This window comes from Nocardia sp. NPDC055321 (assembly GCF_053645575.1).
Map to the genome: position 1 here is coordinate 86297 of NZ_JBSHMS010000008.1, position 19903 is coordinate 106199.

18 protein-coding genes are annotated in these 19903 nt (G+C 70.3%); 11 read left to right on the forward strand and 7 right to left on the reverse strand.

What is annotated here, in order from left to right; all coding sequences use genetic code 11:
* Window positions 1-9 precede the first annotated feature (9 nt).
* From ACWIGI_RS14895 to ACWIGI_RS14910, 4 genes are all read right to left on the reverse strand, one after another.
* A complete protein-coding gene (locus ACWIGI_RS14895; protein ID WP_454202929.1) occupies window positions 10-1263 on the reverse strand; it encodes an adenylosuccinate synthetase in 1254 nt (417 codons plus the stop codon).
* A gap of 25 nt (window positions 1264-1288) precedes the next feature.
* Window positions 1289-2281: a hypothetical protein gene (locus tag ACWIGI_RS14900; RefSeq protein ID WP_454203138.1), complete on the reverse strand. Its 993-nt coding sequence runs from the start codon at window positions 2279-2281 to the stop codon at window positions 1289-1291.
* A 5-nt stretch (window positions 2282-2286) separates the two neighbouring features.
* The gene (locus ACWIGI_RS14905) at window positions 2287-3306 is read right to left on the reverse strand and encodes a hypothetical protein (RefSeq protein WP_454202930.1); all 1020 of its coding nucleotides are present in this window, start codon (window positions 3304-3306) and stop codon (window positions 2287-2289) included.
* 335 nt (window positions 3307-3641) lie between these two features.
* Window positions 3642-4871: a serpin family protein gene (locus ACWIGI_RS14910; protein ID WP_454202931.1), complete on the reverse strand. Its 1230-nt coding sequence runs from the start codon at window positions 4869-4871 to the stop codon at window positions 3642-3644.
* Window positions 4872-4956: 85 nt separating this feature from the next.
* On the opposite strand from ACWIGI_RS14910, the gene ACWIGI_RS14915 reads away from it, so the two are divergent.
* Window positions 4957-5514: a DUF4334 domain-containing protein gene (locus ACWIGI_RS14915; RefSeq protein ID WP_454202932.1), complete on the forward strand. Its 558-nt coding sequence runs from the start codon at window positions 4957-4959 to the stop codon at window positions 5512-5514.
* Window positions 5515-5531: 17 nt separating this feature from the next.
* Here ACWIGI_RS14915 and ACWIGI_RS14920 read toward each other — a convergent pair whose 3' ends face one another.
* Window positions 5532-6239, reverse strand: a complete 708-nt coding sequence (locus ACWIGI_RS14920; protein ID WP_454202933.1) for a GntR family transcriptional regulator — start codon at window positions 6237-6239, stop codon at window positions 5532-5534.
* A 261-nt stretch (window positions 6240-6500) separates the two neighbouring features.
* On the opposite strand from ACWIGI_RS14920, the gene ACWIGI_RS14925 reads away from it, so the two are divergent.
* The 8 genes from ACWIGI_RS14925 to ACWIGI_RS14960 are packed head-to-tail and all read left to right on the forward strand — an operon-like array spanning window position 6501 to window position 15940.
* Entirely contained in the window at window positions 6501-7421 is a 921-nt protein-coding gene (locus tag ACWIGI_RS14925) for an ABC transporter permease (RefSeq protein WP_454202934.1), read from the forward strand.
* Complete coding sequence (locus tag ACWIGI_RS14930) at window positions 7418-8323, forward strand: ABC transporter permease (RefSeq protein ID WP_454202935.1); 906 nt, start codon at window positions 7418-7420, stop codon at window positions 8321-8323. The genes ACWIGI_RS14925 and ACWIGI_RS14930 overlap by 4 nt, the downstream gene beginning before the upstream one ends.
* On the forward strand, window positions 8320-9357 hold the full coding sequence (locus tag ACWIGI_RS14935; RefSeq protein ID WP_454202936.1) for an ABC transporter ATP-binding protein: 1038 nt from the start codon (window positions 8320-8322) through the stop codon (window positions 9355-9357). Before ACWIGI_RS14930 ends, ACWIGI_RS14935 begins: the two co-directional genes overlap by 4 nt.
* Window positions 9354-10328, forward strand: coding sequence for an ABC transporter ATP-binding protein (locus ACWIGI_RS14940; RefSeq protein ID WP_454202937.1), 975 nt, complete (start codon window positions 9354-9356; stop codon window positions 10326-10328). Before ACWIGI_RS14935 ends, ACWIGI_RS14940 begins: the two co-directional genes overlap by 4 nt.
* A 28-nt stretch (window positions 10329-10356) precedes the next feature.
* The gene (locus tag ACWIGI_RS14945; RefSeq protein ID WP_454202938.1) at window positions 10357-11886 is read left to right on the forward strand and encodes an ABC transporter substrate-binding protein; all 1530 of its coding nucleotides are present in this window, start codon (window positions 10357-10359) and stop codon (window positions 11884-11886) included.
* 2 nt (window positions 11887-11888) lie between these two features.
* Window positions 11889-13133, forward strand: a complete 1245-nt coding sequence (locus ACWIGI_RS14950) for an amidohydrolase family protein (RefSeq protein WP_454202939.1) — start codon at window positions 11889-11891, stop codon at window positions 13131-13133.
* Window positions 13130-14677 carry a chlorohydrolase family protein gene (locus tag ACWIGI_RS14955; protein ID WP_454202940.1) on the forward strand — a complete coding sequence of 516 codons (1548 nt, stop codon included), beginning with the start codon at window positions 13130-13132 and terminating at the stop codon, window positions 14675-14677. Before ACWIGI_RS14950 ends, ACWIGI_RS14955 begins: the two co-directional genes overlap by 4 nt.
* 33 nt (window positions 14678-14710) lie before the next feature.
* Window positions 14711-15940 (forward strand): FAD-dependent oxidoreductase, encoded by a 1230-nt coding sequence (locus ACWIGI_RS14960; RefSeq protein ID WP_454202941.1) that lies wholly within the window; start codon window positions 14711-14713, stop codon window positions 15938-15940.
* A 37-nt stretch (window positions 15941-15977) separates the two neighbouring features.
* On the opposite strand, the gene ACWIGI_RS14965 is transcribed toward ACWIGI_RS14960, so the two are convergent.
* On the reverse strand, window positions 15978-16862 hold the full coding sequence (locus tag ACWIGI_RS14965) for an aldo/keto reductase (protein ID WP_454202942.1): 885 nt from the start codon (window positions 16860-16862) through the stop codon (window positions 15978-15980).
* Window positions 16863-16984: 122 nt separating this feature from the next.
* A complete protein-coding gene (locus tag ACWIGI_RS14970; RefSeq protein WP_454202943.1) occupies window positions 16985-17611 on the reverse strand; it encodes an alpha-ketoglutarate-dependent dioxygenase AlkB in 627 nt (208 codons plus the stop codon).
* 149 nt (window positions 17612-17760) lie between these two features.
* On the opposite strand from ACWIGI_RS14970, the gene ACWIGI_RS14975 reads away from it, so the two are divergent.
* Window positions 17761-19329 (forward strand): hypothetical protein, encoded by a 1569-nt coding sequence (locus ACWIGI_RS14975; protein ID WP_454202944.1) that lies wholly within the window; start codon window positions 17761-17763, stop codon window positions 19327-19329.
* 39 nt (window positions 19330-19368) lie between these two features.
* A complete protein-coding gene (locus ACWIGI_RS14980) occupies window positions 19369-19893 on the forward strand; it encodes an AAA family ATPase (RefSeq protein WP_454202945.1) in 525 nt (174 codons plus the stop codon).
* Window positions 19894-19903 lie beyond the last annotated feature (10 nt).

Sequence of the window (19903 nt, forward strand, 5' to 3'; positions counted from 1 at the left end):
AGTGGACAATCATGCCTCAGCGGGCACACGTATCGTGCGATCGGTTCGTTTCGGGCCGTGCGCGGTGAGAACCACGGGCACTCCGAGGGCGGTCTCGAGGTAGGCGGGCACATCGGCGGGCAGGTCCGCGAGAGCGGGCACGGCCGCGCCGAGCAGGCCGGTGAGCCGCTCCTGATAGCCGAGATCGCGCCACGGGCCGCAGTCGAGCCGGTCGAGGAAGCCGGTGCGTGTGAGATAGCCGGTGGCGGTGCGGATCTCGCCGACCACGTCGAGGTGATTGACGGCCAGGCCGTCGACGCCCCCGCACGCGTCCACCGCGTAGCGCAGCAGCAGCGGGTCGAGGTGCCCGACGCGAAACTCGCCCTGGTATCGCCCGGTTCCGTTGTGCCGCTCCGGAATCGACAGCGAGGTGTCCTCGGTGGGGAAGGGTCCCGCGCCGTGCCGGGTGAGGTAGGCGCGGGTGACGCCCAGAACGTAGCCGGGCGCTCCGATACCGGCGAGCATGGCGCGGGCGTTGCGCGGTTCGACCGTCGACCACGTGGTGTACGGATGCAGCCCCCGCCATTCGTCCAGCAGGACACCCTGCGCGCCTTCGAAGACCAGCCGCCCGTGCGCGGCGAATCCGGCCAGCTGGTCCCCGGGCAGAATGCGTACGGCCCGGGCGAATTCGGTGTAGACCTCGACCAGGTCGTCGATGGGAGCGTGGCGGTGCGAACCGGCGTCGAGCAACGGCCGATAGTGTTCCGTGAGCGCTGTCAGCTTGCGCCGCAACACCTCCGGCCGCAGGCAGTCGCCCACCCGGGGCGCGTCGGCGGTCAGCGCGTAGCTCGCGGTCTCCCCGATGCCGACGCCGCACGAACCGTGCCGCGCGTCGCCCCGCGCGTCCTCGCGGCACCGGTTGGCGGCCCCGTGAATCGGGGTGGTGAGCAACGCGCGCTCGTCCACGTACAGCAGCGACAGCGGTTCGGGCACACCGAGTTCGGCCAGTGCCCGCGCCTCGGCCGCCAGTGCGATGGGCTCGACCATCATGTGCCGGGACAGCAGGGTCGGCACCCCGGAGAAGGTGCCGGACCCGAACTGCTGGAAGGTGTGATGCCGCCCGTGCGCGATCACGTTGTGGGCGGCCTGCGCCCCGCCGTTGAAGCGCACCACGGCCGACACGTCCAGGCCCGCGGCGGGCGAGCACAGCCAGTCGACCGTCGCGCCCTTGCCCGCGTCGCCGAAGCCGAGATCGACGACGATCAGATGCCGGTCCCCGAACATGCCCGTCTCCCTCCCCGACCGGGAACTATTTCCCGAAATCGACATCGTCGTCCACGTCGGACTCGGCGGCGGGCAGCGCGCCCGTGCTGCGCGGGCGGTGTGCCGCGCCGACCGGGGCCAGGGCCTTGCCGACCGCGTCCGCCGCGGTCCCGGAGCCGATGTCGCGCAGATCGGCCAGTCCCGCACCGAGATCGACGCGATCCTCACCGATGCCGATGGTCAGCGCGATGAGTTCGCACACCGCCGCCGGATCGTCCAGCCGCAGGAAGCGCTCGCCCAGCAGTCCCTGCCAGTGTTCGCCGATCTCGGGATCGTTGTAGTAGCTGGACTGATTGGGCAGGATGTAGTGCACGTGCCAGCGGTCGGTGAGTTCGCGGTAGACGGACTCGACGGCGATGTCCTGGTTCACGCTGTCGCCGATGACGGTCCGAATGTGCTTGCCCGCCAGTCGCGGTTTGTTGAGCTCGTCGCCGACGATGAACAGGTAGCCCTTCTGCCCGCGCTTGTCCCAGGCGTCGGTGGCGGTGTGCCGGGCGATGAAATACGCGGCCAGCTCGTAGCTTTCGGACTTCTGCCCGCCGCCACCGCCCTCGAGCAGGATCAGCCGCAGCTGCTCGTCCATGCGGTTGTCGGATTCGAACTGCCCGACCTGCAACGGAACCCGATCGGTGTCGGCGTCGCCGATGGCCCCGAACAGGATCTGGGGATCATCGGCATATCCCTTGCGCTGCAACAGCCCGTGCAGCTTGCCGAGCTTCTCCTGCATGACGCGCGGCACCAGGCCCATGGAGCCGGTGACGTCGAACAGCACCGCGATGGGCAGCGAGTTCCCGTGATCGTCCGAGTCCCGGCATTCGCGCACGGTCACCCCGTGCGGATCCAGGTCCGGGTGCGCCTTCCATTTGTCCCACGGCACCGAGGCCATGTCGGCGGTGTAGCCGAAGTCGTCCAGGCCCCGCGCGGCGCGGAAGGTGCGGGCGGCGTCGTACGCGCTGTCGTCCCATTTGCCGTAACCCATGGTGATCACTGTCCTTTCGGTAGCTCGAAGGGCCGGAAGCGGCGCTGTCCGTACAGCCGGTCGAGCAGGTCGTCGAATTCGCCGAGCAGGTCGGCGGCGTCGGGGCGCAGTCGCGGATCGGACTGGCGGCACCCGGCGGCGAAGGTGCGCATCGGTGCGGGCGCGCGGTCACCGAGCATGGTGAGCATGAGCCCGTGCGCGAGGTACACGTCGGTGGCGGGGGAGACCGCGTCGCGGATCTCCGGTGGATAGTCGAGCGCGCCGAGGGTGGCGGCGGCCGGTGCGCCCGGCCGGGTCGCGAAGGACCAGCCGGCCAGCACCACGCCGTGCTGGCGGGGGTGGATGAGCACATTGGCGGGGGTGAGCGCGGTGTGCACCCAGCCCGCGAGCGCCGCACCGGCGAGGCAGCGCAGCAGCCGCCGGTGCATCCACGCGTAGTCGCGAGGGTCGAGGCCGTCGGGGAAGGCGGCGCGGACCTGTTCGAGGGTCACGAAGCCGTCGGTGTGCGCGGTGAGCACGTTGACGGCCCGGTGCTCACCGGTCGCGGCGTCGTGATGGTCGACGGTGTCGACCAGTTCGGGAAAGTACGGCCGCAGCCATTCGTGCCGCGCGGCGGTGGACGCTATGTCCCGCAGCGCGTTTCGCTCACCCGCGAGCAGGCGGTTGGCGACCGCGCGGCGGGGGATCTTCACGACCCGGTCCGAACCGCAGTGATACACGTCGGCCACCGATCCGCGCGCGTACAGCTCGCCGACCGGATGCGTCGCGTACTTCCCGGTGAGTTCGATCGTCGCCGGACCGGTCGCCAGCCACTCCCGGTACAGCCGGGCCAGCCGGGCGAAAGCGGTGGCCGCGAGCTCGGCGTCGGCCCGGTCCACCCGGTCGGGATGCACGGCGGCCGCCATGCGGTGATAGCGGCGCTTGGCGGCCACACGGGCGGCGGAATCGGTTGCGGCACTGCCGAAGAGATCCTCGGGCCGTCGTGCCGCCCGGATCTCCTCCGCTGTGTCCCGAACCGTCGTCATATGTTTTAGGCTAGATGACTAAAACATGGAGCGCTACCGATTTAGGGAACTAATTGTTCAGGAGACTAAAACGCTGGTTCGCCGCGCGGCTCGGACTCTCGCGCGGGAAGCAGGTGCTCTCCCTGTGCAGAATCGGGCGCATCGGCCTGTCCCCGCATGAAACCTTCGCGCGGGCAGTCGGGTGAGCTTGCGCGAACCGACGATCGCGCCGCGTGCCCCGACAGGTTGGCCGGGCGGCCCGCGCCTGCAGTCGGGGGCTCCGCCATCCGGTCCCGCGGCCGTGCGACCGCGGGCCTACGGCGCGGTGCGGTTTCGCGGAGTCTCCACTGGAGCGGTCAGGGCTGATCGAACCCGTCCCGGGTCGAGTACAGCCTGCGCAACCCTCGGCGAAGTCGGCCGAGCAGGTACTCCCGCGTCGTCGGCGCCTGCGCGATCCAGCCCGCCACCACCACGAGTCCGGTGGGCCGGTGAACGGCCAGATAGCCGAAGGGGCGATCGAAGACGGCGGTCGTCTTGCGGACCAGATACGGGGGTCGTTGTGGCTCCGCGCATCCGGGCGCCACCCCGAACACGGTCACGGCCGCGGCCTGGAATCCGGTGGCGCTGAACCGCGCCCGGATGTCCTGGGCGGCCCTGGATACGCAGAGCGGCATGGGCGATATGCCGGGAAAATGCCCTCGGGTGCTGTCCATCGCGGAGTCCAGGCCGAAGATCTCGGCATGGTCGAGCAGGTCGTGCGAGGAGTGCGTCTCGAACGGCGGCACCCAGACCTCGGACACCTCTCTCTCCGACCAATTACGCACGCGGGATACGAACAGTCCGGGACCGGGGTTGTCCTCGGGCAACTCGGTGTGCACGGCGACCGAACCGTCCAACGCTGCGATTCCGGTGGCGAGGGTGTCGGCGGGCGAGCCCTCGCTCAGCAGCAGATGCACATCGAGGTCGGACGTGCCCTCGACGACGACGCGCGTCACCGCGTCGAGCCCGGCCAGCACGCTGATGTATTCGGCTCCGGATGCCCCGCGCACCAGGGCGGGCCCTTCGTGCCCGCGCCACGGTCCGTCCGTGACGAGCATGCCCTTCTCGGAGAATCGTTGCCGCCATTCGGTTTCCGCGAGGAGCGCCGTGGCCAGCAGCATGAGGGTGCCGGGGGTGAGGTCGAGGGGGAACTTCTCGATCAGCCCGGCCGTGTGCCGCCGCGCCCACGCGTCCAGCGCCGCCTGATCGGTGATCAGGTCCGCCGTCCCGGCGGGCAGGGCGGCCAGCCAGTCCTCGTGCAGTGGCAGGTCGCGGTGGATCCACACCCCGAGCGCGGTCGTGACGGTCTTCGAGTCGGCCAGCGTGCGCAGCAGGTCGAGGCCCGCCGCGTGCGCGTCCGTCGCGGGAATGCCGATGGCCCCGGCCAATTCGGATCGCGCCGGTTCCGCGGCGGTCGCGGCGAGAATGGCCAGCAGCGGCCAGACTCCGCAGCCGGCGACCGTGAAATCGTCCGTGCCCGCGGCCGCGCACCAGCGGGCGGTGAGGCGATTGGAACCCTGGACGTGGGCGGAGAGTCCGGTGAGCATCGCGCCAGCCTAGGGGGTATGCCGTTCCCCGGCACTGAGATATTGTGTGCGAAAATGTGTCATCGACTCGGCTGGGAGGCTGGTTATGGTCGCCGGTGAAGTGGCGTCGAGGGGCGCCGCGCGGTTGCGGGAGTTGCGCGGTGGGTGCACGCCCGAGCAGGCGTGGCAGTTGTTCGACAGCCTGCCCGTGGCCCGGGTGGCGGAGGTGACCACCGGGCGCTGGCGCGGCGACGAACTCGACACCGGGCATCCGTGGGCGGGCGTGCTGGTCGAATCCGGCTGGTACGGAAAGCAGTTCGATGACGCCGACAGTGTGCAGCCGCTGCTGTTCGCGGGCCCGGACGGCAGGATCTTCCCGGTCGACCCGCGCAAGGCGCCGCTGTTCCTGGCCGGCAAGGTCCCGCTGGCCGCGCTGCGCCCCGTGCGCAAATCGCTGAACGTCCTGCGCCCGCTGCTGTCCACCCGGACCCCGCGCGCCCGCCTGCGCGATCTCGAGTTCCGCGGAAAGTCCGGCGCCGCAATGATCTACGACCACCTCCCGATCATCGACGTCTTCCGCAAGATCGACGCCGACACCCTGCTCGGCGTGATGGACATGCGCGGGATGCGCGACCCGTACTTCTTCGTGCTCTACCGCGACTGACGCGGTCGCCGAAAGCCTTACGCCCCGGGCGATTCCGCCCCGGGATGCCGCAGCGCGGTGACGATCGCCAGCGACGGCGCCCGTCCCGCCTCGGTATGGCTGAGCATCGCGTACTCGGCCATGCGCTCCTCGCCGGAACAGATCGCGTCGATGAGATGCCGGTGCTCGTCGAACTGGCTGCCGTCGTCCGTGCGCTGGGCGGTGATGTAGAACAGCCACGTCATGCGCGCGAGAATGGTGCGCATCAGCCGGGTGAGCAGGGTATTGCCCGCCAGTTCCACGATCGCGCGATGCAGGTCGACATTGGTTTCCGCGACGCGCAGCCGGTCTCCGGCCACGCCCGCCGACTCGGACTCGCGCAGCGCCGCCAGCAGCGGGGCCCGATCGTGGCCGTGCCGGATACGGGCGGCGGCGAGCCGGGCCGCCAGCGGTTCCAGGCCGATGCGGACGTCGAAGAGCTCCTCGACCCCGGTGCTGTCCCACGAGTGCACCACGGCGCTGCGCCGCGGCCGGGTGCCGACCATCCCGTCGAATTCCAGCAGCGCCAGCGCCTCACGCACCGGAAGCCGTGAGACACCGAGGGTTTCGGCCAGGCGCGCCTCGGGCAACTTCTGCCCCTCGCCGTACGCGCCGGTGATGATGCCGCGGCGCAGATCGTCGTAGATCCGCCGGGTCTGGGTGGTGTCGTCCGCGACCGGCGGTACAGGGTTCAGATCACGGGGCACCGGTTCAGCCTACCGTTCCAGGCATTCGGTATCCCGGAAGATATATTCTTCCGCGCCTTTCCGCGGTATTGACGGATGCCCATCGGCTCGCTAACGCGCGCACGCGGGCGCGATTTCTCTCCAAAGTCGTTTTGAGCACGGGTTTTCGAGTGCCCAAAGCCCTCGTGATCGTTCACCGTCCGGAAACACCCGGATCACGGCCCGGATACGGCTCGAACCAATTCTGTATACCGATTGGCAGATATCTGAGGAGAGTCGAGCTTGGCCGTCTACCTAACGCGCCGCCTGGTTCAGGCGGTGATCACCATCTACGTCGTCGTCACCCTGGCCTTCGTGCTCGGGCGGCTCACCGGGAGTCCGGCCGCGTCGCTCCTGCCCGATACCGCGAGCCAGGCCGACATCGCTGCGCTGGACGCGAAACTCGGCTTCGACAAGCCGCCGCTGACCCAGTACCTGGACTACCTGGGCGCGGTCGTGACCGGCGGCTTCGGCGATTCCTACCGCCAGGAGGGCACCTCGTCGATGGACCTGGTGCTGCAGCGGTTGCCCGCCTCCCTGCAGCTGGGCGTCGCGGGATTCGTGCTCGGTGTCGCCCTGGCCCTGTTCGCGGTGCTCGCGGTGCACCTGAGTGGGTACTGGTCCCTGCGCGGCGTGCTGCTGGGACTGGGCGCGGCCCGGCTCGCGGTCCCGGATTTCCTGTTCGGGCTGCTGCTGGTGCTGGTGTTCTCGGTGTCGCTGGGCTGGCTGCCGTCGCTGGCGGGCCCGAATCCGCTGTCGATCGTGATGCCGGCGGTGACCATCGCGACCGCGCAGTTCGTCGTGTACGCACGGCTGCTGGACAATTCGCTGACCACGGAGAGTTCGCAGGACTACGTGCGCACCGCGTTCGCGCGGGGTGAGCGCCGCTCGACGGTCCTGCTGCGCGAGATGCTGCCCAACGCGCTGCTGCCCGTGCTCACGGTGTCCGGCATCAACTTCGGCACGCTGCTCGGCGGTCTGGTGATCGTCGAAACCGTGTTCGCCTGGCCGGGTCTGGGGCAGTTGATGCTCGGTGCGGTCTTCAGTCGCGACTTCCCGGTGGTCCAGTCCGGACTGATCGTGATCGCGACGATTTTCGTCGTCGTCAACCTGTGCGTCGACCTGCTGTACGGCTTCGTCGATCCGAGAGCGAGAGTCCGATGACCGCTGAAACCTCGAACACCGTGCGCATCCGGCCGAAACGCGACATCGCCACGGGCATCGGCCTCGCGATGGTGCTGTCGGTCGTGTTGTTCGCGCTGTTGTACCCACTGACCCCGGGCTACGACCCGTACGCACAACAGCTTTCGGACGCGTTCACCCGTCCGTTCACCGACTCGCGCTATCCGCTGGGAACCGATTCGCTCGGCCGGGACCTGGCCGCGCGGCTGGCGCTGGCGGGCCGCATCACCCTCGGGCTCGTGCTGGCCATCGTCCTGGTCAACGCCGCGATCGGCGTGCTCGTCGGCACGCTGTCCGGCTACTTCCGCGGGCCGCTGGACAACCTGCTCATGGGATTGGCCGACGTGCAGCTCGCGGTGCCGATCAGCCTGATCATCATGGCGCTCTCGGCCGTGCGCGGCCCCAGCGTCACGCTGATGGCCACGATTCTGGCGGTGACCTTCTGGGTGGGCTACGCCCGGGTGAGCCGATCGGTGGCGCTGAGCCTGTCGGCCCGCGACTTCGTCATCGCGCCGCGACTGCTCGGGGCCCGCCCGGCGTGGGTGCTGCGCAAGCACATCCTGCCGCACGCGCTGGTCCCGGCGGGCATTCTGGCCACGGCCGACCTGGGCAACGTCATGATCATGATCTCGTCCTTCGACTATCTCGGGCTCGGCGTGCAACCACCCACTCCCAGTTGGGGATTGATGATCACCGACGGGCAGAAGTACGTGCGTCAGGCCCCGTACCTGACGATCGTCCCCGCGGTGGCGCTGCTGCTGGTCATCGCCGGAACACTGCTGATCAGCCGCCGATTCACCGCCGAACGGCAGGGGCTGCGCCGGCACACGCGCGCACCCCGTGAGCGGCGGTCGGCCCGGCGGATGCGGTCGGTGGCGGCATGAACACCTCGACGACCCCCGGGGCGCCGGCCCGGCTGCTCGAGATCACCGATCTCACCGTGGGCTACCGCACCCCCGACGGGCACCCGGTGGCGCTGGTCGATTCGGTCAGTCTGCACGTGGACGAGGGCGAAGTCCTGTGCCTGGTGGGCGAATCCGGCTCAGGCAAATCCCTCACCATGCTCGCGGTGCTCGGATTGCTCGCGCCGCCGCTGACGGTGCTGTCCGGCAGCGTGCGCTATCGCGGGCGCGAGCTGGTCGGCGCCGATGACGAGACGCTGCGCCGCCTGCGCGGACCGGAACTGGCGATGGTCTTCCAGGACCCCATGACCTCGCTCAACCCGGTCCGCCGGGTCGGCGTGCAGATCGAGCGGGCGCTCGCGGTCCATCAGCGGCTCGACCGCCGCACGCGCCGGGACAAGGTCGTGGAATTGCTTGCCGCGGTCGGCATTCCGCAGCCGGAAGAGCGGTCCCGGTCGTATCCGCACGAATGGTCCGGCGGGATGCGCCAGCGGGCCGTGATCGCCATGGCCATGGCCAACGATCCCGCGCTGCTGATCGCCGACGAACCGACCACCGCGCTCGACGTCACCATCCAGGCCCAGCTGATGGAGGTGCTCGCCGACGCTCGCGAACGCAGCGGAGCGGCCCTGGTCCTGATCACCCACGACCTGGGTCTGGTTGCCCAGCAGGCGGATCGGGTCGCGATCATGTACGCCGGGCAGGTCGTGGAGACCGGCACGGTGTGGCAGATCTTCGACGACGCCGCACATCCCTATACGCGCGGGCTCCAGCGCAGTCTGCTCGGCCGGGACCCGGCGGGCGCCAAGGCGCGGGCCTACGCGATCCCCGGATCCCCGCCGCCGGCCGCGGACCGGCCGGCCGGCTGCGGGTTCGCGCCCCGCTGCGACTTCGCGGGCAAGGGACACGCCTGCGAATCGACTCCGCCCCCGCTGATTCCGTTCGGGCCCGGCCGGGCGCTGGCCTGCCCGCCCGCCCTCGCGGCCCGGTCGACCGGACAGGACATCCCGGCATGAAATCCACCACCGTGTACGACGAGGTCATCCAGGTGCGGAACCTGACGGTGACCTTCACCAGCCGCCGCGGCCTGCGCGCCCGCCGCACCCTGCGCGCACTCGACGACATCAGCTTCGAGGTGCGGCGCGGCGAAACCTTCGGTCTCGTCGGCGAATCCGGCGGCGGCAAATCCACGCTGGTGCGCACGCTCTTCGGCATCAACACCCCCGATGCCGGTCGAATCCGCGTTCTGGGCCACGACCCCCGGGAGGTCCGGGGGCGAGAACGCCGTGCCCTGCGCAACCGCGTGCAACTGGTGTTCCAGGACCCGTACTCCGCGCTCGATCCGCGCATGACCGCGCACGACATCGTCGCCGAACCCCTGCGCATCGCCGGTCGGCACACCCCGGCCCGGGTCGCGGAACTGCTCGACCAGGTCGGTCTCACCACCGACGCGCTGGCGCGAAAACCGGCCGAATTCTCCGGCGGGCAACGCCAGCGGCTCGGGATCGCCCGCGCGCTCGCGCTCGAGCCGGAGGTCCTGGTACTCGACGAGCCCGTCTCCGCGCTCGACGCCTCGGTGCAGGCGCAGGTCATCAATCTGCTGCGGGACCTGCAGGATCGGCTCGGGCTGTCGTATCTGTTCATCGCGCACGATCTGTCGGTCGTGCGGCACCTGGCGGACCGGGTCGCGGTCATGCACCTGGGCAAGCTCGTGGAGATCGGCGCGACCGAGGAGATCTTCACCGCACCCCGGCACCCGTACACGCGGGCGCTCATCGACTCGGTCCCCGTCCCGGATCCGCACGCCCGCCGCGCGCGGACCGCCGCCCTCGTCCGCGGCGAGATGCCCGACGCGGCGAATCCGCCGAGCGGCTGCACGTTCCGGACCCGCTGCCCCCGCGCCCGGCCCGCCTGCGCGCGAAGCACACCCGCGCTCACCCCGATCGGAGCCGCCGAGCACACGGCGGCCTGCCTCTTTCCCCTCTGACCCCGGCAACTACATCCGAAGGAACACCGTGAGATTCACCAGATTCACCGCCCTCGCCGGCGTCGGCGCGCTCACCGCGGCGGCGCTCGCCGTCAGCGGCTGCTCACCGGCCGGAATCGATAGCGGCCCGGCCAACGCCATCGTCGTCGGCGCGGTCGCCGAGCCCGAGAAGGTGCCCGACCCGATCGTCGACGGCTCGCTCGCCGGATACAACTACTACTTCGCCACCTTCGACCAGCTCGCCCGCTTCGACGAGCAGGGCGTGATCACCCCGCTGCTGGCCACGCGCTGGGAGGCCAACGCCGATTTCACGCGGTGGACCTTCACCATTCGCGAGGACGCGACGTTCCAGAACGGCGAACCGGTCAAGGCCTCCGATGTCGCCTTCACCTACAACACGATCAAGGCGACGCCGACCGGCGATCCGGCCTCGTACATGGAGATGTTCGACAACGCCGTCACCGGGCCGGGCAACACGGTGATCTTCACCCTCAACGCGGCCTACTCCGCGTGGCCCACGATCGTCACGGGCGTGTCCATCGTGCCCGAAAGCGTCTACACCGCACTGGGTTCCGCGGGCTTCGCCGCCGCGCCGGTCGGCTCCGGACCGTTCGTGTTCGATCACTACACGCGCGGGGTCGAATACGTGGTCACCCGCAATCCGAACTACTGGGGTACCCCGGCGACCGTGGACAAGGTGACCTTCAAGACCGTGGCCGACGCCGACGCCCGGCTCAACGGCGTCCAGTCGGGCAGCCTGGACGTCGCGCTCATCGCGCCGAACCAGGTGGCGGCGGTCTCGGACGCGTCGAATGTGTCGGTGCAGTCGGGTGTGTCGAACGGCGTCACCTTCCTGGGTATGAACTCGAGCGGTGGGCCGCTGGCGAACCAGAAGGTGCGCGCGGCCATCGCGCTGGCGATCGACCGGGAGGCCATCGTGAAGAACGTGCTTGCGGGCAAGGCCAAGGTCGACAATCAGCTCGTCGCCGAGAACGTCGGCGGTTACAACCCCAAATACCCGGCGGCCGTGTACGACCCGGCGGCGGCCGCGCGCCTGGTCGCCGAATCCGGATACAAGGGCGAGCCGATCCCTTTCCAGTACGCGAACAACGGGCGCATCCCGCTCAGTTCCGAGATCGCACAGGCGATTCAGGGCGATCTTGCCAAGGCGGGGCTCAACGTCACCCTGCACGGCACCGACCAGGGCAGCTTCTCCCAGATCATCTACGGCACCAAATCCGCGACCGGGCTGTACCTGAACACCTACGCGCCCTCCACCATGGACGGCGACGCGCCCGTGTCCTCCATGTTCGGCGGCCAGCAGAACGACTACGCCATGCTGCCCGCCACCAAGGCCCTGGTCGCCAAGACCCGCACCGTGGGCGGGCAGGCCCGAATCGACGCCTACAGCGAGGTTTTCGCGCTGAACGACGCACAGGCCCTGCTGATCGGCCTGTACACCCCGGACACCAGCTACGCGGTCGATCCCGCGCTGAACTGGACCCCGCGGGCCGACGGCATGATCACCGTGAACACGGCGACCTTCGGAAAGGACTGATCGTGCACGACCTCGTGATAGCCAACGTGCGCCCCTGGGGCGGGGCCACCGTCGACATCACCGTCGAGAAGGGGGTGGTGGCGGCCGTGCGCGCCGCCGCCCCCGGCGACGGTCCCGCGGACTCCCGCCTCGAGGGCGGTGGCCGGCTCGCGCTGCCCGCGTTCTCCGACACACACCTGCATCTGGACTCCAGCTGTCTCGGTCTGCCGGTCCGCGAGTCCACCGGCGCGCCGGGCCGCTGGGGCCGAATCATGAACGACCGGGCGAACTGGCGATCGGCCGAGCGGTCGGTCGCCGAGCGGGCCACCTTCACCCTGGCGGTGGCGATCGCCAACGGGGCCACGCGCATTCGCTCGCACGCGCAGATCGACGCGGACTCCGGGCTGGAGAAGTTCGAAGGGGTGCTCGCGGCGCGCGAGCGCTACGCCGACGCCGCCGACGTGCAGATCGTGGCGTTCCCGCAGGTCGGCATTCTGCTGGAACCGGGTGTGGTGGATCTGCTCGACGCGTCCCTGCGCTCGGGCGCCGACCTGATCGGCGGTATCGACCCGTGCGAGATCGACCGGGATCCGGTGCGGCACCTGGACGCGGTGTTCGCCCTCGCCGAGCGGCATCTGGTGGAGGTCGACATCCACCTGCACGAGGCGGGGGAGCTGGGCCTGTTCACCCTCTCGCTCATTCTCGAGCGGGTCGAGGCACTGGGAATGCTAGGGCGGGTGACGATTTCGCACGCGCGCTGCCTGGCGAGCGGGCTGCCCGCGGTCCCGGCGGCGATCGAGCGGCTCGCCGCGAACCAGGTCGCGATCACCCACGCCGCGAGCCCGAAGGGCTGGGAACTGCCGCTGCTGGACCTGGCCGCCGCGGGCGTGCGGGTCGGGGTGGGCATGGACGGCCAGCGGGACTACTGGTCGCCCTACGGCAACGGCGACATGCTCGACCGCGCATGGCAATTGGCCTTCACCAACGGGTTCGGCGCCGACGCGGAGGTCGAGCACGCCCTCGCCGTCGCGACCTGGGGTGGCGCGGGAATCCTGGACCGCACGCTGCGCCCGATCGGCGAACCCGGGGCGTGGGGCGGATTCGCGCCGGGCGACCCCGCCGAGTTCGTGCTGCTCGATGCGATCGGTCCCACCGCGGCGGTCATGGACCGGCCGCGCGAGCGCACCGTGGTGCACCGGGGCGCGGTCGTGGCCGTGGACACCGATCACGACGGCTTCGAGATTCCCGGGCGCTGGGGTCGGACATGACGGTGCGACAGGCCATTCGGGCCCGGCACGTGCTGGGCCACCGGGGCGGGGAGCAGGTGCTGTACGAGGACGCCGAGGTGGTGGTTCGCGGCACGCGCATCGTCTCGGTGGGCCCGCGCGGCGCCGCCGAGGTGGACGAGGTCGTCGACCTCGGCACGGCGGTACTGCTGCCCGGGCTCATCGATCTCGACGCGCTCACCGACATCGACCACACCCTGCTCGATTCGTGGCAGTCACCCGAACTCGGGCGCGGGCTGCAGTGGTCGCGCGACTACGCCGCACACCGGCGGCGCGCGGTGTTCGACGCCGAGGAACGCGCCTTCATCCGGGAATACGGGTTCGTGCAGCTGCTGCTGCACGGGGTCACCACGGCCATGCCCATCGCCTCGGAGGTACACAGCGACTGGGCCGAGACGTTCGAGGACGCGACGGCCATGGCCGAGACTGCCGAGCGGCTCGGGCTGCGCGTGTATCTGGGGCCGAGCTACCGGTCCGGGGTCAACGTCGTGGACGACACCGGCGAGCGGACCGTCTACTGGAACGAGGCACTGGGAACCGACGGATTCGACGGCGCCGCACGGTTTCTCGACTGGGCGGCCGAACGAGGATCCGATCTCGTGCACGGGGTGCTGCTGCCGTGCCGCATCGAGACCCTGAGCGAGGATGTGCTGGCCGCGACCGCCGCGCTGGCCGCCGAGACCGGCGCGCTCGTGCGCTTGCACGCGCTCCAGGGTCTCCACGAGCGGGAGCTGATCCTCGACAGGTTCGGCGCACCGCCGCTGGAGGTGCTGCGGCGCACCGGGCTCCTCGGGCCGACACTGCTCATCCCGCACGGGATCTATATCGACGCCAGCCCGTACGTCGACTCCGAAGCGGACTCGGATGTCGCGACGCTCGCCGCGTCCGGCGCGACGATCGTCCACTGTCCGCTCACCCTCGCCCGGCACGGCGCGGCGCTGCACAGCTTCGGGCGCTACCGGGCGGCCGGTGTCGCCCTGGCGCTGGGCACCGATTCGTTCCCGCCGGATCTGGTGCGCGGCATCGACATCGGGGTCACCATCGCCAAGATCCTGGCCCACCGCACCGACGCGGCCACCTACGGCGACTACCTCACCGCGGCCACGCTCGGCGGAGCGGACGCGCTCGGCCGCGGCGACCTGGGCCGGATCGAGCCCGGCGCCACCGCGGACCTGGTGGCCTTCGGCCTGGACGACCCGCGCGACGGCGTCCACGACGATCCCGTACGCACGCTGTGCATGAACGGCACCGCTCGGTCCGCTCGGTTCGCGATGGTGGCCGGGCGCACGGTCCTGCGCGACGGCGCGATTCCCGGGGTCGATCTGCCCGCGATGACGCGGCGCGCGCAAGGGTTGTTCGACCGCATGCGCGCGGCGTATTCCGAACGGGACTACCTGCGCCGCACCGCCGACGAGCTGTTCCCGCCCTCGTTCCCCCGGCGGTCGGCCGGTGAATCGCGGTCATCGTCGCGCGAGGTCGTCGAACCGCCGTGTCGCCCGGGGGATTCGGCCTACCATCGACACTGACCGAAACCTGGTTGTCGCCCGGGAGGTTGCCCGATGGAAGAAACGACCTGTCTCGTCGCCGGCGGCGGTCCGGCGGGCATGATCCTCGGGCTGCTGCTCGCCCGGGCCGGGGTCGAGGTCACCGTGCTCGAGAAACACGGCGACTTCCTGCGGGACTTTCGCGGCGACACCGTGCATCCCACGACGCTCGAGCTGCTCGACGAGCTCGGGCTCATGGACGAATTCGCCAAACTGCCGCAGCGGCGCATGAATTCGGTGCAGCTGCCCATCGGCGGGTCGATGCAGACCGTGGCGACCTTCGACCGCATCCCGGGGCGGTACAACTACATCGCCATGGTGCCGCAGTGGGATCTGCTGGATCTGATCGCCCGCGCAGGGGATCGCGAACCCACCTTCCGGCTCCGGATGGACACCGAGGTCACCGCGCCGCTGCGGGAGAACGGCCGGATCGCCGGTGTCCGCTACTGCACGAAAGACGGTGCGGCCGGCGAGATTCGAGCCGATCTGGTGGTGGCCTGCGACGGCCGTACCTCGGTGCTGCGCGCGGCGGCCGGACTCGGTTCGCGGCGCTGGGCCACACCGTTCGACGTGTGGTGGTTCTCGATACCGCGCACCGGGGTCGACCCGGCGGGCGCGGTACCGGTGCTGACCGCCGACCGCGTCGCCATCATGCTCGATCGCGGCGACTACTGGCAGTGCGCGGTACTGCTGGCCAAGGGCGCCGACGCGCGACTGCGGGAACGGCCGGTGGGGGAGATCCTGCGCGATATGGCGGCGGTCGTGCCGTGGCTGCTCGACCGGGTCGACGCCGTGCGCGACTGGAACCAGGTGAAACTGCTGGACGTGCAACTGGATCGGCTGGACCGCTGGTACACCGACGGCCTGCTCTGCATCGGCGACGCGGCCCACGCCATGTCGCCGGTCGGCGGGGTCGGGATCAACCTGGCGGTCCAGGACGCGGTGGCGGCGGCGCGCATCCTCGCGCCGCAGCTGCTCGCCCGCCGGGTGCGGCCCGCGGATCTGGCCCGGGTGCAACGCCGCCGCTGGTTGCCGACCGTCCTGACCCAGGCCATGCAGCGCACCGCGCACGCCCGGATCATCGGCCCGGCCGTGCGCGGGGAGCTCAACGTCTCGAACGCCGAGCGCGCGAATCCGGCCCTGCGGGTGTTCCGGCGCATTCCCGTGCTGCGGAGCGTGCCGCCGTTCCTGGTGGCGCGCGGTGTGCTGCCCGAGCACGCGCCGGAGTTCGCGCGCCGGCCCTGAGCGCGGGTGCGCGCGAAATCCGTTCGCAGCGGGATGGTTACGCGGGTACCGCCGCCGCGCCCACCTCGGACAGGCGCTCGAACTGGTCCGCGGAGAGCCGAACCTCGGCGGCGGCGGTGTTCTCCTCGAGGTGCGCGATCGAGGTGGTGCCCGGAATCGGCAGGATGGTGGGGGAGCGGTGCAGCAGCCAGGCCAGTGCGGTCTGCGCCGGCGTCGCGCCGACCTCGGCGGCCACCGCCGCCAGCGGGCTGTCCGCGCCGGCGTGTGATCCACCGGCCACCGGGAAGAACGGAATGAACGCGATGCCCTGTGCCGCTGCGTAATCCACGACGTCCTCGTGCTGGCGCGCACCCAGGTTGTACAGGTTCTGCACGCCGGCGATGGGGGTGATGTCCGCCGCTTCGCGCAGCTGCTCGACCGAGACCTCGGACAGGCCGATGTGCCGGACCTTGCCGTCATCGACCAGTTGCTTCAGCGCGCCGATCTGATCCGATAGCGGCACCGTGGGATCCACGCGATGCAGCTGCAGCAGATCGATGCGGTCCACCCGCAGTCGCCGCAGGCTCAATTCGGCCTGCTGGCGCAGATACGCCGGATGCCCGACCGGTACCCATTCGGTCGGCGACGGGCGGGCCACCCCGACCTTGGTCGCGATCACCACCTCGTCGCGATAGGGGTGCAGGGCTTCGGCGACCAGCTCCTCGTTCTCGCCGAGGGCATAGGAATCCGCGGTGTCGAACAGGGTGATTCCCAGTTGGGCGGCGCGGCGCAGGACCGCTATCGCCGCGTCACGATCTCGCGGGGCGCGCCAGATATGGCCCATGCCCGCGTCGAATCCGGGTTCGGGAGCGGCCGCCAATCGCATGGCGCCGTAGCCGATCCGGGCCACCGGTAGATCGCCACCGAGCTCGAAAGTTGCCATCGCACATCACTCCTCGCATCGCGTATCGACTGTCGCGATGCGGGGCAACCGCGTGGCGGCGGGGTTCATTCCCGTGTTCGCCTCTCGGCGAACGGGTGATCGGCAGGGGATGCGCGGGGCACTCACCACACGCCGCGGGCGCGGAACTGGATGCTGATCCGGGGGCCGACGGCGCGGCGCGTCTTCGGGATCGCGTGCTCCCACGTGCGCTGACAGCTGCCGCCCATGACCACCAGATCGCCGTGGCCCAGGGCGAAGCGCAGGCTCTCGCCGCCGCCGCGCGGGCGCAGGGCCAGGGCGCGGGCAGCGCCCACCGACACGATCGCCACCATGGTGTCGTCGGTGGCCCCGCGCCCGATGGTGTCGCCGTGCCAGGCCACGCTGTCGTTGCCGTCGCGGTAGTAGCACAGGCCGGCCGAGACGAACGGCTCACCGAGCTCGTCCCGGTAGTGCGCGCTCAACGCCTGCCTGGCCTCGACCAGCACCGGATCCGGGAGCGGCTCGCCCTCGCGGTAGGAGAACAGCAGTCGGGGGACATCGACCACGCGGTCGTACATGGTGCGCCGGTCGGTGCGCCACGGCACCGCCGCGGCCAGGTGCTCGAACAGCTGATCGGCGCCGGTGAGCCAGCCGGGCAGCACGTCCACCCAGGCCCCGGCGGTCAGTTCGGTGCGGCGCACGCCCGTCAGGGCGCTCACGCCCACCTCCCCGAATCCATCGAGCAGGGAACCCTGCAGCGGCATCGACATGGCATCAACGTAGCAGACATCGAACAACTGTTCGAGGGTGGTTCGCGGCTGTGTCGCTGAGCGCAATCGCGTAGGCGGCGGGGATAGGCTCCGGCGGGCGCGCGGTGCGCCCGGGGGGTGAACAGTCGATCGGAGTCGGGAACCGCATGATGGGTCACTCGGTACGCACGTCGCTGCTGATCGTCGCCGCCTGTGCCGCGACCGGGGTCGCCGGTGCGCCGCCGGCCGCCGCGGACGCGCCGCTCGACTGTGTGCCCGCGATCGGGACGCTGCAGATCCTGCCGCCGCTGCCGGGGTTGTTCCTGCCGCTGCCCACGCCCGGCGGGCTCGCGCAATTCGATACGCTCGCGCTCGCTCCGGGGGACGTGAGCTTCCCGCCCGCGGTCGAATTCCGGGACTACACGCAGGGATTCAACGACTACGTCGAGATGGTGTTGCGGTCGGGCGCGCTGTACGTGCGACCGCGCGGCTCGGACGATCCGTGGCGCACGGTGCCGACCCCCGGCTGCCTCGCCGGCCGGATCGAGGCGATCTCGCTGAACGCGAACATGCTCGTCGCCATCGACGCGCGGGGCTGGATCTATTCCCTGGACAATCTGCTGTCCGGGCCGCTGCTGTGGAACTGGACGCACTCCTACGGCGGGCCGATCTGGCTGTGGCCGGGGATGAAGATTCCGGGCGCGGAATCGGATTCGATCTCCTCGAACCGGTGGGCGCTGAGTCATCGCATGTCCACGAGCTTCCGTGACGCCCAGGGATACACCCATCCGCTGACCGCGGGGCTGGTGCAGATCGTCAGCCTGACCGGGGACGGATCGCGCATCACCTACCAGGACCCCTGGCTCCCGGCCGATCTCAGCTACGAGATCGGCGGGCCCGTGGGCGGGCGGTTCATCGGTGAATCCCTGTCGGTGTCCGGGTCGGTCACGGTGGTCATGAATCGCCACGGGGACATCTACACCCGCGAATACGATCTGGATCTCGCCGGGGCGAACCATATTCCGGGCCGGTACACCTGGCAACCGCAGGGCGACAAGCCTTCCGCGCCGAATCAGCTCCTCGAACGCCTCGACCCGCGGTATGCCGCCATCGCGCTGCCCGCCGCGGACTGGCGGCATCAGCCCAAGGTCCCCGGCGAGATCACCTCGCGGCTGTCCATCCACGACAGCGGGCCCGCCGTCGAGGATCGAATCCTGGTGGTGGAAGGCAGGTCCGGCGGCCGCACCGGCTTCTGGTCCAAGCCCCTGTACGCCGATTCCTGGTCCTTCACCCCCACCGATCACCCCCTGCAACAGGCCCTCCTGCCCGCCGACCCGCACACCGATCAGTCCGCCCTGACCCTGGCTCCCGAGAGCGCCCTGTCCTTCCGCGGCCCCCTGCCCGCCGGCTGGACCCTGACCCTCGACCACTTCGATTGGGCCCAAACCGAACACCCCGCGACCCTGACCTCCCCCACGAACCGCACCTACCCCCTGCGCCTGTACACGACCGACGAGCTCCGCCTCCTCCCACGCACCCCCGGCCTGGACGCGACCCCCCGAGGCCTCGAAAGCGCCCTCGACTTCCGCCCCGCCGCCCCCTGGACCCCCGAGAATTCCGAGCTGTCCGACTACCTCCGCACCCACCTGAACAACCAGCAGATCTACGAACTGAAGATCCAAGCGACCGACACCCACCTGTACCTGGAGTCCCTGAACACGACCCTGCCCCGGGTCTGATCCGCCCCGTCGCCCGCCCGCTCCGGCGAGGATTCCCCCGTGAGCAAACTCCTGATACTGGTCAACGGCCTACCCGGCTCCGGCAAGTCGACCCTGGCGCGTGCGCTGGCACCACTGCTGCGCGCGGAACTGCTGTCCAAGGACGCGATCAAGGAGTCACTGGCCACCTGCGTGGAAGACGAGTCGGCGTTCTCCGGCCTCGGCGGCATCGCGATGGACACCGCGTGGGCCCTGGCCGCGTCCGCCCCGCGCACGGTCGTACTCGACTCGTGGTGGTTCGCTCCCCGCGACCGCTCACACGCGAAGGCCGGCATCGCCCGCGTAGCCGCCACCCACACCGCCGAAATCTGGTGCGCGGTCCCACCCGAGGTAGCGAAAGCCCGCTACACCACCAGAATTCGCGCCGCGATCCACAGGGATGCCGACCGCCTACACACCGACTGGCCCCTCTGGTCTCGAGCCCCCGAACCCCTGTCCCTGACCCCGGTGATCGAGGTCGACACGACCGTTCCCGTGGACGTCGCCGCCCTCGCCACACGGATCTCCGTGGAATTCGACCGGTGATCAAGTCCAG

Coding starts and splice junctions, on each gene's coding strand:
- ACWIGI_RS14915 (WP_454202932.1), top strand. CDS start 4,957: ATGGTCGCCGGTGAAGTGGCGTCGAGGGGCGCCGCGCGGTTGCGGGAG.
- ACWIGI_RS14930 (WP_454202935.1), top strand. CDS start 7,418: ATGACCGCTGAAACCTCGAACACCGTGCGCATCCGGCCGAAACGCGAC.
- ACWIGI_RS14955 (WP_454202940.1), top strand. CDS start 13,130: ATGACGGTGCGACAGGCCATTCGGGCCCGGCACGTGCTGGGCCACCGG.
- ACWIGI_RS14975 (WP_454202944.1), top strand. CDS start 17,761: ATGGGTCACTCGGTACGCACGTCGCTGCTGATCGTCGCCGCCTGTGCC.
- ACWIGI_RS14940 (WP_454202937.1), top strand. CDS start 9,354: ATGAAATCCACCACCGTGTACGACGAGGTCATCCAGGTGCGGAACCTG.
- ACWIGI_RS14970 (WP_454202943.1), bottom strand. CDS start 17,611: ATGTCGATGCCGCTGCAGGGTTCCCTGCTCGATGGATTCGGGGAGGTG.
- ACWIGI_RS14905 (WP_454202930.1), bottom strand. CDS start 3,306: ATGACGACGGTTCGGGACACAGCGGAGGAGATCCGGGCGGCACGACGG.
- ACWIGI_RS14895 (WP_454202929.1), bottom strand. CDS start 1,263: ATGTTCGGGGACCGGCATCTGATCGTCGTCGATCTCGGCTTCGGCGAC.
- ACWIGI_RS14935 (WP_454202936.1), top strand. CDS start 8,320: ATGAACACCTCGACGACCCCCGGGGCGCCGGCCCGGCTGCTCGAGATC.
- ACWIGI_RS14910 (WP_454202931.1), bottom strand. CDS start 4,871: ATGCTCACCGGACTCTCCGCCCACGTCCAGGGTTCCAATCGCCTCACC.
- ACWIGI_RS14960 (WP_454202941.1), top strand. CDS start 14,711: ATGGAAGAAACGACCTGTCTCGTCGCCGGCGGCGGTCCGGCGGGCATG.
- ACWIGI_RS14965 (WP_454202942.1), bottom strand. CDS start 16,862: ATGGCAACTTTCGAGCTCGGTGGCGATCTACCGGTGGCCCGGATCGGC.
- ACWIGI_RS14900 (WP_454203138.1), bottom strand. CDS start 2,281: ATGGGTTACGGCAAATGGGACGACAGCGCGTACGACGCCGCCCGCACC.